This window comes from Leeuwenhoekiella nanhaiensis, assembly GCF_002744755.1.
Lineage (GTDB): Bacteria > Bacteroidota > Bacteroidia > Flavobacteriales > Flavobacteriaceae > Leeuwenhoekiella > Leeuwenhoekiella nanhaiensis.
The window spans coordinates 1-14,249 of sequence record NZ_KZ319292.1; the positions used below are offsets into that span (position 1 = coordinate 1).

Sequence of the window (14,249 nt, forward strand, 5' to 3'; positions counted from 1 at the left end):
TAACTTACACAGTTAATAGGATAGTGTCTTAAAGAGGAACAAAATAAGTAATAGATTTCTTACTGCACTGACTTAAGTAGCATCCAAAATGTCTTGAATAGGCTATTGGTTATTGATATTTATACACTTTCCCATTATCCTGAATTTCAATTTTTTCGATGTCATTTAAAGGGATTTCGCGTCTTAAGTTTTGAATAATTCTCGAACGAGCTCCTTTAAGGGTATCGTTTTCTACAACTACAGTGTCAAATAGAAGAATGTATTTGCTTCCGTCTTTTCTTGTGACGCGCATTTCCAATTTGGGTAAGTTTTCGATTTCTACATTATTTCCATCTTTGTCCATTACAATAAGTGACTCTATCCTATTAGCTTCATACTTAATATTGGAGTAAGAAATTGGGTTATTTATTTCCACTTTTCGCATTTCAGTTCCGGATTTTGTCATCTGTTTCCGAAAGCTTTCTACCGGAATCGTATAGGTTTTACAGGAAGAGAGTATTGCCAAAATACTGCTGAGTAGTATTGATTTAATTTTCATTTTAAAAAGTAAAATAGAGCTAGTTATTTAATGCACATTGAAAGTTTACCAATATGATGCTTTATTGAAAGTAATCATTTTTAGGATTGGGCATTACAAAGTTTAAAACCGTATAGATTATTAGTCCGGAACCTCCTAATAGGGTGCCTATAAGGAATAGCATTCTAACGTGATGCGTTTGCCAGTCCAGGTATTCAGCAATCCCGGAACAAACACCGGCTATCATTCTATCCTTGGATTTGGTAAGTTTTTTATTATTCATTTTTTTAATTAAGGAATAGGAATATTTAAATAGTATTGATTGCTATTCTGGGAGTTTAACCTCAATTTCTCTAATACCTTCTTCGGGTGGTCCAAATCGTAATTTGGCAACTGCTCCTTTCATAAAATTTGATTTTTCTAAAATCGGTTTGACAGCTTTAAAAAGGGTTTCTGCATTTGTACCATACATATAAAGGAAGCCATCACTTAGATCAACAGCTATTTCGTGCCCGTCAAATTCTCCAACGCCTTCTTCATTAATTTGCTTTTCAAGTGCATCTTCTAATTGATAAAGTGGCTCAAGTGAATCCATTTCATAACGAAAATGTACAATTACAGCATGTTCCGGTTCTTGTGGTTTGGAGTAGGTTTTATTCTTTCCAAAGAGTTTATCAAATAGTCCCACGCTGTATGAGTTTATGGTGCTTAAAATTTTTTCGAGTTGCATTCTAGTAAATATAAAGATCGGTTTTTTAAACCCTTTACTGAATACCGTAAATACATTAAAAAGGAGCTTAATATATTTTTTTAATGACTGGAATTTTTTGTCAGGTTCTGTTTGACTTGTTCAACAAAACGAGCTTTAATCTTAATATGGATGACTCCGTGTTTTGCTTTTTCCCCAAATACTTCGATATCCTTATCTTTCTTAAGAATGCTTACCGCTTTGATCCAATCTCGATCGATGGAAGAAGTAAAGTTTTCAGAATTGTCCAATTCTATTCGATCTTCATCAAGCTCAACAACATATAGGGGCTTATGGTCTAAAGGCGTGGCACTGCAAATTATCCTAACGCGCTTATCACTTTGCTCAATGGAATCTGCCACTTGTGCCTTGGCTGAAATACAAAGCAGGAGGAGCGTGGTAAGTTGAAGTAATTTGATCACGTAAGATTTTTTAAGGAAAATTATTATTGATTTGGATATTGCAGGTCTGTCTTCATAATGCCTTTTTCACCGTGTACATTAGACCAAAAAAAGCGGTGTAAGAATTTATTTGAACTATTAAACACCCAAATATCACGCTGCATATTTTCTTTTTTTAATTCTAAAAGTATTTGCTTAATCTCATTATCCGTATCTAAATCAGTTGACTTCTCTTTTATATAAACGTGAAGATAACCTCTCAGGCATTCATCATTGAACATGGTGTCAATTCGTTTTTTATTTTGATTTAGGGCTGCTATAATTTTGTATTCGCTCTCGGATAGTTTTTGGTAGTTACATTCTAAAGCATCACAGCTCAGTAAAGTGATTAAAATTAAATAAGTCAAGATCCTCTTTATTTCCATATTGATTTAAGAAGAATTTTAATCGATCGTTACACTTCCGATTATTATATATTCAAATTCGTCATTTTCTTCTTTTACTAAAGCACCACCGACAGTCACAGAGTAATATTGTCCAAGCGGTTTAAATGCTTCCTTTTCATACCTTGGTCTAAGTTCTATAAGGTGGTTTGTTAATTTTTTGCCTTTTATTGGTTTAGTCAGTTTAACCAATAACTTTTCTCCCCCACGGTCAGATAAAATCGTCCCGAAAAGATTTTCTTTCCAATCCCAAGGTTCACTCACTATTATTCTCACTGTTTGCCCTTTCAAGCTCATTGTCGGCGTGTCTTTTAAAAATGCTCCCTAGCGGTCTCGTTTATAGCCAGTTGGCGGCTTAGTATTGGTTCTTTGATCACGTTAATTATTTTCTTTCTAACGGTGGGGCTTATTGGCGATGAGCCGTTGTTATGTGCTGGCTTTATTCCTCTCTTAATATTTTGGAAATTAATCTAAAGGAACAATAGTATTCTTTTGGATCACATATATTTTCCTTCATATGGTTAAGTTCATTTAGGATAATTGGCATATCCTTGCATTTTCTTTTGAGAAAGCCCGAATAAAATTCAAAATCTTGAAGATTACGCTTTGTGGCAATTTTTCCTAATTCGTAGTGATAACTTAAGTCATTAGATTTAACTTTTTCTACTTTCGAATTACTATCAAACTGAATCGTGAAAATCGGCATTTCATTAGGAATTTTCTTTAAATTCTCATTTGGATCGACCTTAAAATAGTTTGAGATTGAATCTTTAGTTTCCTCAAGACTTTTTTCTAAATCCAGATAGAATGATTCTATGAAATTTTTATATCGAGGATGTTCTTCTTTTTTTGAATTTATTCTTAGTAAAGAATCTTTGTCGTAGCAATAATCATACTTAAGAATTGACTCAAATTTTAATTCACAAATATCTAATAATCTCTCTAAGCTTTGACTTTTAATACATCGGTCAATATTTTCAGTCTCTTTTACAAAATCAATAAGTATAGTTTGTAAACGATCTAAAATAATTTGAAAATAGTTATTCAGGAAAGTTGTATGTTCCTCAACTATATAACTGATTTGGAACTCTTTATTTTCAAATTCGAAGTTGTTATCCTTATGATAAAGAAGATATACAATTTTGGAACTATCTCCATTATATCCAAATAGAGCTGAGGATATAAATTCCCCATTTATTCTCCGAACTGGATGACCTACTAATTCGTTTCTTAAATTTCGATTTTTATAGTAATTGGGATCTTTTTTTAAATCTCCTTTTTGAATGCCACATCTAAATATTCTTAGCATTTCTTCTATAAAATCCTGTTGTATATAAATACTTTGAAGCAAACTTATTTGATTAGAAAATCTATCAGCATAATTAGAAGATTTTCTTTCATTATAAATTATATCAAATGTATCTTGGAAATAGCCAATAATGTCTCCTAAATAATTCTTTTTTAGAGCAGAATCAAATTTTACTTTTCTTCTACAGATGTTATATTCCCAAATATAATGGCTCCATATATCTGCAATCTTTCGTAGTTTAATTTTTACTTCTTTTCTCAAAATTTTCTATAAAGCTTGCTCATAACGGTCTCGTATAACCGTCATTTACGGGTTTATATCGTTAATTTTCGGTTTGGCACAGACTTTAGCAATTCCGAGTGGATTGAGACGTAGTCTCCCGAAGGCTCGGGACGCCGTAATTGCGGGTTAAACATTGTTACCTGCTGGCTTTTATTCTTCATTTCTTCTTTTTCTCAATACTTTCAATTCCAATTCCAAGTCGGATAGTGCATTTTTCATATTTTCAGCTTGCATTTTGTCAAAGATTTTTTTTCTTTCTTTTTCGGTTATATTTTTTTCGAACAGTTCGGGTGAAGGTAGTGGAATTGGATTCATAATTGGGTTTTCAAAACTTCTACTTATTCCGCACATATTAAGTCGTAGGAAACCGCCTTCCATATGTCCATAAATAATCCATTTTCCAAGCTCCGAAATATAAGGCGAACAATATTTCCAATTTTTTCCAGTATACACGGTTCCGACTTTATCTCCACCATCGAGCGATTCGGTCACTTTTACTTTGTAAGTCAAATCAGATTCGTTGACCTCAATTACTTCTCCAATAAAAATACATTCCGAATTTTCAATTTCCGATTTTTGCAATTCCGATAGTTTTTTAATCGCACAAGTACAGGCAATCCCTTTAAAGGAAGTAAGTAGTAAAATTATTGCTATATATTTTTTCATCGTTCCGATTTTCAGCTTGCAGTTAACTTATTATATCCACCTAATTATACCTGTTTATAAAAGAGATGGCGGGGTATCGCCACGCATTAGGTCCGTTTCTTACGTTATTAATATTTCAACTGCACCTTATGCGAATTTTTAAGAATCTCGAGATCTTCGTTGTTGATCTCGTGTTTGGCAGAAGACTCCTTTCGGTGCTTTTTTTTCATTTCCTGGCGGTTGAGGCTTTTTAAAAAGCGGCGCATCTGCTTTTCGTTTTGCAAAATAAGGCCGGGCACGGGTACCGAGTCGCCGTTTTTATCTTTGGCCACCATCGTAAAATAGCTGGAGTTGCAGTGTTTGATGGAGCCGCTGTGAATGTCTTCGGCCTCTACACGTATGCCTACCACCATCGAGGTGCGGCCCACGAAATTAACCGAGGCTTTCATCACCACGAGTTCACCCACCTCAATAGGCCTTAAAAAATCTACGGTATCTACACTGGCGGTCACGCAATAATTGCCGCTGTGTTTAGAAGCACAGGCAAAAGCGATCTGGTCCATCAGAGAGAGGATGTAGCCACCGTGTATTTTTCCGCTAAAATTGGTGTGTGAAGGCAGCATCAGTTCGCTGATGGTTACCTGTGATTGTTCAATGGTTTTAAAGTTTTCCAAAGTATCTAAGATTTACTCGCGGTTAAAATGCGGGGATTGTTCTTTACTGATGTCGGTGATAAAATATTTGGTGTCGCCCCAAAAGAAAAAAGTAGCGTAGCGCTCCTCGTAGGTAAGTTTTACATAACTGCCCTGATATTCTTTTAGCTTATCAATCACGTCCTGCTTACTGCCCATCACCGAAAAATCAAAGATCTGTGCGCCGCTTATACCCTGACTGATCTGGCCTTCCCAGGTTTTTACCAGCACGCCCTTTTTACTGAATTTAATGAGTTCGCCGGCTCGTGTACCCTCACTGTAAGGCACAAAATAGACGAATGCGTAAAAGAGCACCGCAAAGGCGATGATTCCGGTTAAGACAAGGGCTAAGAGTTTTTTCATGGGTTTTCGGTTTAAGGTTTTCGGTTTATGCGAAATCTAATTTGTAGTCTGGTTAAGGTGTGATTATTTTTCAAAGATTCGTTTTGTCAAGTCCATTCGTCCGTGTAAAATTCGAGTAATCTCAATGGGTTTATTGATTCGGTTTCGATAAAAGATAATGTGCCGGCCGGTTTTTAGTCCGAACAATTCATGGATTATTCCCTTATAATTTTTGCCCAATTTAGGGTTATTGGCAATTTCCTGGCAGCTTTTAATGAGCAAATTATAGTACTGGTCGGCCTGTTTTTCAGACCATTTTTCAACCGTGTATTCCCAAATTTCAGTCAAATCCTGAACGGCCTTATTGGTCAATTGATAACTAGCCATTTACTTTAGGTCTGGCTTTAAGCGCTTGCAGGTGTTTTTCAGGATCAAAATCTGAAGCAATACCGCTATCTATGCCTTCCTGAACCGCTTTGCGTAAAGCCAGGGTTTTTGTTTCCTCATCTTCCAAAAGCCGAAGCCCGGCTCTGATTACCTCACTAACGTTTTTATACCGCCCTGCCGAAATCTGATTGTTTACAAACTCGTCAAAATAGGTTCCTAATGAAACCGAAGTATTTTTACTCATGACTTTGAAATTTGCTTAAAAATACCAAAAATTGGTAAAATTCGGAATAACTTTTTAGTTTTCTAACGTATCATCACTGGCGCTGTTAAGCAACTTTTGATCGAGTTGTTTCCCGGTTTTGGCGCCCAGCTTACGCAGTTTTTCGACCCGGCTCACAAGATTGCCCTTACCGGTTAGTTTGGTCATCGTGCGCTCCCAGGTGTTTTGTACCGTTCCCAGCTGACTGCCTATTTTTGCCAGTTCTTCGGTAAGTGACGTAAACGAGTCGTACAATCGCCCGGCCTGGGTAGCGATCTCTATGGCGTTGCGTTTTTGCCGGTCGTTTTGCCACAGGTTTTCGACCAACTTAAGCGCGGCTAGCAGGGTAGAAGGCGTAACGATAATTACATTTTTAGTAAAAGCCTCTTCGTACAGCCGAGGTTCGTGTGCCGAAGCCAGTGCAAATGCAGGCTCGATGGGCACAAACAGAAAAACCGTATCGGGGCTTTGGGCAACCAACTGCTCATATTTTTTGGAAGCCAACGTGTTGATGTGATTCTTTACCGACTGGATGTGTTGCTTTAAATACGTAGCTCGCAGCGCCTCGTCGGTTTCTGAAACATAACGTTCAAAAGCCACCAGCGAGACCTTACTGTCTACAATCATCTTTTTGCCGTCGGGCAAATGAATGAGCACATCGGTGACGAGGCGTTTGCCGTTTTCATCGGTATGCGCGTCCTGTAAGGAGTACTCGCGGCCGTTCTCGAGACCCGATTTTTCCAGAATTCGGGTCAGGATGAGTTCGCCCCAATTCCCCTGCATCTTGGCATCGCCTTTCAGCGCTTTGGTAAGGTTATCTGCATCCTTACTCATTTGCAGATTCAAAGCCGCCAGACCTTTAATTTGCTCGCGCAGTTCACTGTGACGCCCCAGACTTTCCTTATTGGTTTCTTCAACCTTTTTCTCAAAACTGTTGATCTTTTCCTGCAGGGGCTTTAAGATGGTATCGAGATTTTCTTTGTTTTGCAGGGTAAACTTGCTCGATTTTTCGTCCAGCAATTTGTTGGCAACCAGTTCAAAGTCTTTGGTAAACTTCTCCTGCAGCTGCTCCAGCTCGCCGGTTTTTTCGCGGATGCGTTCTTCTAAATGTTCAAAGGCGGTATTGCGGGCGGTGAGTTCGTTTTGATAAAACTCCTTGTCTTCCTGCAATTGCTCGATTTTTTGCTGCAATGCAGCTTCCTGTTTTAGCAATTGCCCGCGTTGTATTTCGGCATTGCTCAGGCGTTCAGAAACCTGTGCGTAACGTGCATTTTTACGCAGGGAAGTAATCAGATAGGCGATCACGGCACCAGTTAAAAGGCCGGCAAGCAGAGCAATGATAAGCAATAGCGTTTGATCCATTTGGGGGAGAATTTTCTCAAAGATAGCTAACGCCGGGGTCTTAACGAATTAAAAAGCGGCGGGAGGTTTTGTCAAAATACACATTGATCCCGGGGAAAAGATTTTCAAAAATTCCCTGTTCAATCAGGGCTTCGGGCGTGTTTTGAATGGCGGTGTTGTTGTGCAGTACGATAAGTTCATCGCAAAGCGAAAGCACCAATTCAATATCGTGTGTGGTACACAAAATGGTTTTTTGCTGCTGCCGCGCGATCTTTTTAAGCAGGGAGAATATCGAAGCTTTATGGTGTAAATCGAGATGGGTGGTAGGCTCGTCGAGCAGAATGACTTCGGTGTTTTGTGCCAAAGCGCGTGCGATCAGGGCCCGCTGCAACTGCCCGTCACTCAGGGCATAGCAGGCTTTGTGTTTGAGGTTTTCGAGCTCGGTTGCCGCAAGGGCAGCCTGTATTTCGGCTTTATCTTCTTCGGTGAGTTTACCCAGCCAGTTGGTATAGGGCTGGCGTCCCAAAGAAACGAGTTCGAGTACGGTAAGATTTTTTGAAATCACCTGACTCGTAAGCACCACGCTTATTTTTAAGGATTTGGTTGCGGAATCCAGTTGATTCAGGGGTTTTCCTTCCAGAAAGATTTCCCCTTCAAGCGGTTCCTGCAGGCCCGCGAGGGTACGCAACAGGGTAGATTTACCCGAACCGTTGATGCCCACCATAGTCACAAAGCTTCCGGCCTTTAACTCGAGGTTGATAGTATTCACCACGGTTTCCTTTTCGGCTTTGCCGTAACCTACTGCGAGATTTTTGGTAGTTAAAACGCTATGTTTTGGAGTAGAGGACATCGCTTAAAACAGGAGTTTTTTCTTTCGTATTAATAACCAAATCACAATGGGGGCGCCTATAAGCGAAGTGATCGCGTTGATGGGCAGGGTGATGGGCAGACCCGGTAATTGGGCCAGAATATCGCAGAGCAGCATCAGCACCGCACCGCCCAAAATACAGGCGGGGATTAGTGTCCAATGATTAGAGGCTGTAAACCATTGCCTGATGAGGTGCGGCACCGCAAGACCTACAAAGGCGATGGGCCCTACAAATGCGGTAAGGCTGCCCGCCAGAATACTGGTTGAAATCAGAATTACAAAGCGGCTGCGTTGCAGGGAAACTCCCAGCGTTTGCGCGTAGTGATCGCCCAAAAGCAGGCTATTGAGGTTTTTGGTAATGCTAAAGGCTAAACCGATGCCAATAGAATAGCAAAGCGAAAGGATTCCCAGCGCCGCCCACGAAATATCGCCAAGGCTACCGAAAGACCAGAACATATAGCGCTGCAGTTCTTCCGCCGGACTGAAATAGGCGAGGATACTTACCACCGCCGAGGTGAGGCTGCCAAACATCAAGCCGATGATCAAAAGGGCCATCGCATCCCGCACCCGTGAAGCAACGGCAATTACCACACTAAGCACTGCAAAACTGCCCAGACTAGCGGCGATGATAGTGCCCCAGCCGTGTACCTGAAGTATTGCGGTAAGGCCCAGAGCGCTTCCGCCCAAAATAAAAAAAGCTACGCCCAGACTGGCGCCACTGCTTATTCCCAAAACAAAAGGTCCCGCCAGCGGGTTCTTAAAAAGCGTTTGCATCATAAGTCCGGCGACGGCTAGTCCGCTGCCGGTCATCACAGCCGCCAGCGCTTTGGGAATGCGGTAATCGAGTATAATATACGTCCATGCTTCCCGAATGCTGTCGTCGCCTGCAATCACTTTAAAGATTGCAGAAAGCGGAATGTACACCGATCCCAATGCGATATTGAGCAGCAACAGGAGCAGTACGCCTACGCCCAGCAGTGTAAATTTGGTGCTATGACCTGATCTAGTCTTCAAGGCGGGAGTAAAAATGAAATTGATGATCGGTTAGGAGTTGCGGGTGTAAAATCGCTACAAGATCTTCAAGCACCCAATCGGGTCGAGAAGAGGCGAGTTCGTAATACAACATCCCGCCGGTTTCGCCTTTTGCGGCCGCAAAACTGTAGATATTTTGTTCGTTGAAGGCTTTAAAACGGGTGTAGGCCTCGTTGGCCTCTGCCAGATCGCTGAAGCGTTCAAAGGCATTGGGTGCGATCCAGAAATCGGCATTTTGAGCGGTGTTGAGTACTTCTTCGATACTCAGGGCGGCGCTGCCGGTTCCTTCGGTGTCTTTGTACAGGTAATCTCCGTATGCGTCTGCAACCAAAGTTGCTGCCCAGCTGTCGCCTTTAGGCAAATACCACACGTCTTTAAACATCGCGCCGCTGATTACCGTGGGTTCTTGCGGAGCGGTCGAAGCTTTTTGTTTGAGATCGAGATAGCGTTTTTCGATACCGTTAAATATTGAGTCGGCCAGATCCTGTTTGTCGTAGAGGGCTGCAAAGAATTTGATCCATTCGGCCTGGCCTAAAGGCGTGATTTCGGTCCAGTCGCCGTTATACAAAACCGGAATCCCGGCCCGTTGCAGGGAATTGATGGTTTTGTTTTCGCCTTCCACACCAAAGGTTATGACCGCATCCGGGTTGAGGTTGATGGCGCTTTCGGTGTTGATTGACTCGTTTTGACCCAATTCCTGTACTTCGCCGTTTTTGATTCGGGCGCGGGTTTTAGGAGACGAAATGTAATCAAGATTCGGGAAACCTTTCAGGCTGGCTTCCACATGTAACAATTCCAGAGATGAAATGTGCGTGGTCGAGGTGACTACAATGCTTTTTAGGGGAATGTTGATCACGGCGTCGGCCTTTACGCTGTCCGGAAGTTTTTGACCTTGTTTCAGTAAGGCATAACGAAAGGTTTTATCGCTTCCGGGCCAGGCCTGAGTGACTGTGAGCAGCGTATACGCTTCATAATCCAGAATGTTGAAGCCCTTAGCATACTTCATCTTTTGCTCCTGTGATGCTTTCGCGGAAGCGGGATCGTTTGCTTTTTCATTTTTACAGCCGGTAAAAACGATCACGAACAAGACGAAAAGGGAGGCTAAGTTTTTTGCTTTCAAAATAATACTGGATTTGGAATTTTTAAACGCCACCTCAAAAGTAAGATTAATTAAAAAAAGGCGTGCAGGCTTATGGATTTGATTAACTTCGTACCCGAATTTTGGTGGCAATTTTCAGTCTGAAAAATGCCTTAAAAGGGAATCAGGTGATTTAGAATTCAAGGTTTAAAGTTCAAAATTTAAAGATTTTGTATTTCCTATTTTGTACTTCGTATTTTAAAAAGTCCTGAGCTGTTCCCGCAACTGTAAGCTTTTTCCGCATCAGCGGAAGGTAAAGATTGCTCTTTAATACCACTGCCTGTATTAGGCGGGAAGGTTGATCTTTATACGCGAGCCAGGAGACCTGCCTTTATTCACTTTTGTCAAACCTTCGGGATAAAGGTTTGTATGAAGGTGACTTCATACCTTTTCTCGTACAATTTTATTTTTAAATGATTACCAAAAAGTATGTTTTGGGCGGCGCATTAGTGGCGTCCCTGTCGGTTTTTGCTCAACAGGAAGAACCACAAAAACTGGAAGAGGTCGTGGTGACCGACTCCAAATTTGAATTGAAACGCGAAAACAGCGGTAAAGTAGTGACCCGGATCACTCGCGACGAACTCGAAAAACAGGAAGGGAAATCGGTTGCCGAGATCCTGAGCACCGTAAGCGGCATCAGCATTAACGGCGCACAGAGCAATGCGGGGCAGAACATCAGCATTTTTGCACGTGGGGGTAATAACCGGCAGGTGCTCGTACTTATTGACGGGGTGCAGCTTAATGACCCTTCAAATATCGCTTCCGATTACGATTTGCGTTTGCTTGATGTAAATAGTATTGAACGTATTGAGATTATCAAAGGCGCGGCCAGTACCCTTTACGGAAGCGGCGCGGCTACAGCGGTGATCAACATCATTACCAGCAAGGCTTCCAAAGACAAAATCGCTTTTGAAGCCACTTCTGTTGCCGGAACCAATGAGTCTCAAAATGACCGGGATTTTAGTTTTAACGATTTTCAAAACCGGGTTGCGGTAAACGGTACGCTTGATAAATTTACCTATCTGGTAGGTTTTGCACAGCAGTATACAGATGGACTTTCGGCTGTTATTGACGCAGACAGCAACGAGAAAGACCCGTTTTCGCGTTACAGCACGCAAGTGAAGTTTGGGTATGACTTTGGTGAAAGTTTCAGTCTTACCGCTTATGGAAACTACGATAAGATGGATGTGGATTACGACAATTCGTTCCCGCTGGAAGATGCAGCTTACCGCTCGTTCAGCAAGCAGTATCGTGGTGGGATCAATTCGGAATTCAACTACAACAAGGGAAGCATTACTTTAAACGCTGCCTATAACAGCATTGAGCGCGAGTTTCAATCGGCTTTTCCTAACGCGTATGATTCAGACAGCTATATTTTGGATGTCTTTAACCGCTATACGTTTAACGAAAAATTTTATACGGTTTTGGGACTGAATCACATCAACAGCCGTACTTATTTTGGGGAGCACGAAACTTCTCAAATCACCGATCCGTATGCCAATGTGGTGTATGTGTCTGATTTTGGACTGAATGTAAACGCCGGTGCACGTCTCAATAATCACAGCGAGTACGGAAGCCATCTGACCTATAGCCTCAACCCCTCATTTTCTTTGGAGCAGCAGGAAGGCTATCTGAAGTTTTTTGGAAGCTATGCAACTTCATTTATCGCGCCTTCGCTTTCGCAATTATATGGAGATTTTGGCGCCAACCCCGATTTGCAGCCTGAAGAAGACCGAACCCTGGAAGGCGGGGTAGAATGGAAGGCAGGTACTTTTCGCGTAAGCGGAACCTATTTTAACCGTCTGGAGGAAAACTTTATAGATTATGTGACCATCGATCCGGTGACTTTTGAAGGCGAATACCAGAATGTGACTGAAGATTTTGCGGTAAAGGGTGCTGAATTTGAACTCGAAGGAAAACTTTTAAAAGTTTTAGATCTGCGTGCCAATTACACCTTTACCGAGCCTAAAGACCGCCAATTGCTGCGTTTACCGAAGCATACGGCCTTTGGTCAGGTGGGCCTCAACCTGAATAGCGGAACCTTTTTCTCGGCCAGTTATCAATACCGGGGCGAGCGCAGTGACAGCGATTTTGCGACCGGTGAGCGGGTAAGTCTGGATGCTTATGGGTTGTTTGACCTGTATTTGAGCCAAAAGATTCTGAAGAATCAGGTCAATCTTTTTGTAGGCCTCAACAATGTATTCAATACCGACTATGTTGAGTTGGTGGGCTATACCACACGTGGAAGAAATATTCGATTTGGATTGAATCTTTCGCTGTAACTTAACCAAAGCACATAAAAAAACCCGGCTTTTGAAGATTCAAAAGCCGGGTTTTTTTATGAGTCTAAAATATCTTACTTCTTGATAACAGGTATGTTATTATCATACATTCTCTGAAAAGTTGGACTGAACATATCGGTTTCTCCAACAGTTTTGACAGGAATATCAAATGGCGCCTTTCTGTTTTTTGAAACAAAGGATTTGCCGGTTATGGCCTGTAAGGCAGCAGCCAAAAGAGGCTCTGTGGGCTCGCCCAAAACACCCATATTTGCGATGTCTTCTTCTTTGGTGATGTCTGGCGTAAGTCCGGAAGGAGGTCCTACCACACCATCAGCATTTGAGTAGGTATAAATTAAAGGCTGAATAGCATATTTATGATCAGGGTTGATATTGGTTTTACCAAAATTATCACCATCGTATAAAGTTGCAGATGCCTGAAACTTACCAACCGTGGTCGTGCCCACCAGCGTTACCGGAATATAAGGTTCTAAACCAATAACTGTCAGCTCACTGGCAGAAGCGGTACTATTCGTGCCAATAACATAAAGTCGATTTAAATTAAGACTGTTAATAGGCTCTTCCTGGCTTGTACCTGTAAAAATGGTAGAATTGAAACGGTTAAGTAAACTTTCTGGGGCTTCGGCTTCAAAATAGGCCATTGCCTCGGCATTCCACTGTTCTTTAATCAATACCTCTCCGTCAAACTGACCGGTAACCATAGAGGTTAAATCAATTGCAGTAGCAACCGAACCCCCACCATTATAGCGGAGGTCTAATACTAAGTCTGTAATTCCATCCGATTTAAATTGAGCAAACGCCGCGTTGAGTTCATCATCATATTGACTTACAAACGAGTTGTACATCAAATAGCCGATTTTTTGTCCTTCAACGTCAAGCGTCTTTGCGATCAGAATAGGATTTTCTGCAAAGTTTGTTTCCTTGGTAAGTGTTACTGTTTTTCCTGTTTCCGCTACTGTTCTGCCACCAGAAGCATTCTCCTGAACTTCTGCAAGTGAAAGTGTATACGAATCTCTACCGATTAAATCTTGGTAATTATTTATGTTTAAAGAGGTTCCATCGATTTGAGTAAATAAATCACCCCTTTTAATTTCAGAACTTGCTGCCGGTGAATTTTCTGCAACATAACGCACATAGCCAAAAATATTATCAGAATTGGAAAAGCGTACTAATTGAAATTTGAGTCCGTTGCTTTTGCTTACACCAGAAAATTGATTTTCAAGAGCCACATAGTCGTCAGTAATAAAACTAAAGCGATCCTGATTTGAAAGCAGTTCATTGTTGAAAAAATCTTCTGGATTTGGACTTTCAGAAAGGTATTCAACATAATTAGGTGTTGAGGTAAAATAGTCATCAGCTAATTCAGGAATATCACCTTTATACAGGTAATACACATTCATCGCCTGATAAATAAAATCCTGAATAGGAAAATCGGCACGGGATAATTGTTCTGAAGGCCCATCATCCTTAGAACAGCCTGTAAAAACAAGCAAACCCAGGAGTAATACTAAAAAATTCTTTTTCATAGTCATCTTTAAGGGT

18 protein-coding genes and 1 riboswitch are annotated in these 14,249 nt (G+C 41.2%); of the genes, 1 reads left to right on the plus strand and 17 read right to left on the minus strand.

Translation table 11 applies throughout. The annotated features are described in order from the left end of the window. Positions 1–109: 109 nt before the first annotated feature. The 16 genes from CJ305_RS11745 to CJ305_RS11820 form a co-directional block, all read right to left on the minus strand. Positions 110–538: a hypothetical protein gene (locus tag CJ305_RS11745; RefSeq protein ID WP_099646474.1), complete on the minus strand. Its 429-nt coding sequence runs from the start codon at positions 536–538 to the stop codon at positions 110–112. Positions 539–599: 61 nt separating this feature from the next. Then, a complete protein-coding gene (locus tag CJ305_RS11750; RefSeq protein ID WP_099646475.1) occupies positions 600–800 on the minus strand; it encodes a PspC domain-containing protein in 201 nt (66 codons plus the stop codon). Positions 801–842: 42 nt separating this feature from the next. Beyond that, positions 843–1,247 carry a hypothetical protein gene (locus CJ305_RS11755; RefSeq protein WP_099646476.1) on the minus strand — a complete coding sequence of 135 codons (405 nt, stop codon included), beginning with the start codon at positions 1,245–1,247 and terminating at the stop codon, positions 843–845. A gap of 80 nt (positions 1,248–1,327) precedes the next feature. Continuing rightward, positions 1,328–1,687, minus strand: a complete 360-nt coding sequence (locus CJ305_RS11760; protein WP_099646477.1) for a hypothetical protein — start codon at positions 1,685–1,687, stop codon at positions 1,328–1,330. 23 nt (positions 1,688–1,710) lie between these two features. Beyond that, positions 1,711–2,091: a hypothetical protein gene (locus CJ305_RS11765; protein ID WP_099646478.1), complete on the minus strand. Its 381-nt coding sequence runs from the start codon at positions 2,089–2,091 to the stop codon at positions 1,711–1,713. 18 nt (positions 2,092–2,109) lie between these two features. Further along, complete coding sequence (locus CJ305_RS11770; protein WP_099646479.1) at positions 2,110–2,406, minus strand: hypothetical protein; 297 nt, start codon at positions 2,404–2,406, stop codon at positions 2,110–2,112. A gap of 142 nt (positions 2,407–2,548) precedes the next feature. Then, positions 2,549–3,679, minus strand: coding sequence for a hypothetical protein (locus tag CJ305_RS11775; protein WP_099646480.1), 1,131 nt, complete (start codon positions 3,677–3,679; stop codon positions 2,549–2,551). Positions 3,680–3,850: 171 nt separating this feature from the next. Beyond that, complete coding sequence (locus tag CJ305_RS11780) at positions 3,851–4,366, minus strand: hypothetical protein (RefSeq protein WP_099646481.1); 516 nt, start codon at positions 4,364–4,366, stop codon at positions 3,851–3,853. A gap of 107 nt (positions 4,367–4,473) precedes the next feature. Beyond that, positions 4,474–4,968: an acyl-CoA thioesterase gene (locus CJ305_RS11785; protein WP_099646673.1), complete on the minus strand. Its 495-nt coding sequence runs from the start codon at positions 4,966–4,968 to the stop codon at positions 4,474–4,476. A gap of 63 nt (positions 4,969–5,031) precedes the next feature. Continuing rightward, complete coding sequence (locus CJ305_RS11790) at positions 5,032–5,400, minus strand: 6-phosphogluconate dehydrogenase (protein ID WP_099646482.1); 369 nt, start codon at positions 5,398–5,400, stop codon at positions 5,032–5,034. Positions 5,401–5,463: 63 nt separating this feature from the next. Next, positions 5,464–5,766, minus strand: a complete 303-nt coding sequence (locus CJ305_RS11795; RefSeq protein ID WP_099646483.1) for a type II toxin-antitoxin system RelE/ParE family toxin — start codon at positions 5,764–5,766, stop codon at positions 5,464–5,466. Beyond that, complete coding sequence (locus CJ305_RS11800) at positions 5,759–6,010, minus strand: type II toxin-antitoxin system ParD family antitoxin (protein WP_099646484.1); 252 nt, start codon at positions 6,008–6,010, stop codon at positions 5,759–5,761. The genes CJ305_RS11795 and CJ305_RS11800 overlap by 8 nt, the downstream gene beginning before the upstream one ends. Before the next feature lie 54 nt (positions 6,011–6,064). Then, positions 6,065–7,390 (minus strand): DNA recombination protein RmuC, encoded by a 1,326-nt coding sequence (rmuC, locus tag CJ305_RS11805; RefSeq protein WP_099646485.1) that lies wholly within the window; start codon positions 7,388–7,390, stop codon positions 6,065–6,067. A gap of 40 nt (positions 7,391–7,430) precedes the next feature. After that, a complete protein-coding gene (locus CJ305_RS11810; protein ID WP_099646486.1) occupies positions 7,431–8,219 on the minus strand; it encodes an ABC transporter ATP-binding protein in 789 nt (262 codons plus the stop codon). A gap of 3 nt (positions 8,220–8,222) precedes the next feature. Then, complete coding sequence (locus CJ305_RS11815; protein ID WP_099646487.1) at positions 8,223–9,251, minus strand: iron ABC transporter permease; 1,029 nt, start codon at positions 9,249–9,251, stop codon at positions 8,223–8,225. Beyond that, positions 9,241–10,389, minus strand: coding sequence for an ABC transporter substrate-binding protein (locus CJ305_RS11820; protein WP_223248867.1), 1,149 nt, complete (start codon positions 10,387–10,389; stop codon positions 9,241–9,243). Before CJ305_RS11820 ends, CJ305_RS11815 begins: the two co-directional genes overlap by 11 nt. A gap of 85 nt (positions 10,390–10,474) precedes the next feature. Further along, positions 10,475–10,754: riboswitch (cobalamin riboswitch) on the plus strand. A gap of 66 nt (positions 10,755–10,820) precedes the next feature. Here CJ305_RS11820 and CJ305_RS11825 point away from each other — a divergent pair. Continuing rightward, positions 10,821–12,689 carry a TonB-dependent receptor plug domain-containing protein gene (locus CJ305_RS11825; protein WP_099646489.1) on the plus strand — a complete coding sequence of 623 codons (1,869 nt, stop codon included), beginning with the start codon at positions 10,821–10,823 and terminating at the stop codon, positions 12,687–12,689. 74 nt (positions 12,690–12,763) lie between these two features. On the opposite strand, the gene CJ305_RS11830 is transcribed toward CJ305_RS11825, so the two are convergent. After that, positions 12,764–14,233, minus strand: a complete 1,470-nt coding sequence (locus tag CJ305_RS11830) for a S41 family peptidase (protein WP_099646490.1) — start codon at positions 14,231–14,233, stop codon at positions 12,764–12,766. Positions 14,234–14,249: the final 16 nt, after the last annotated feature.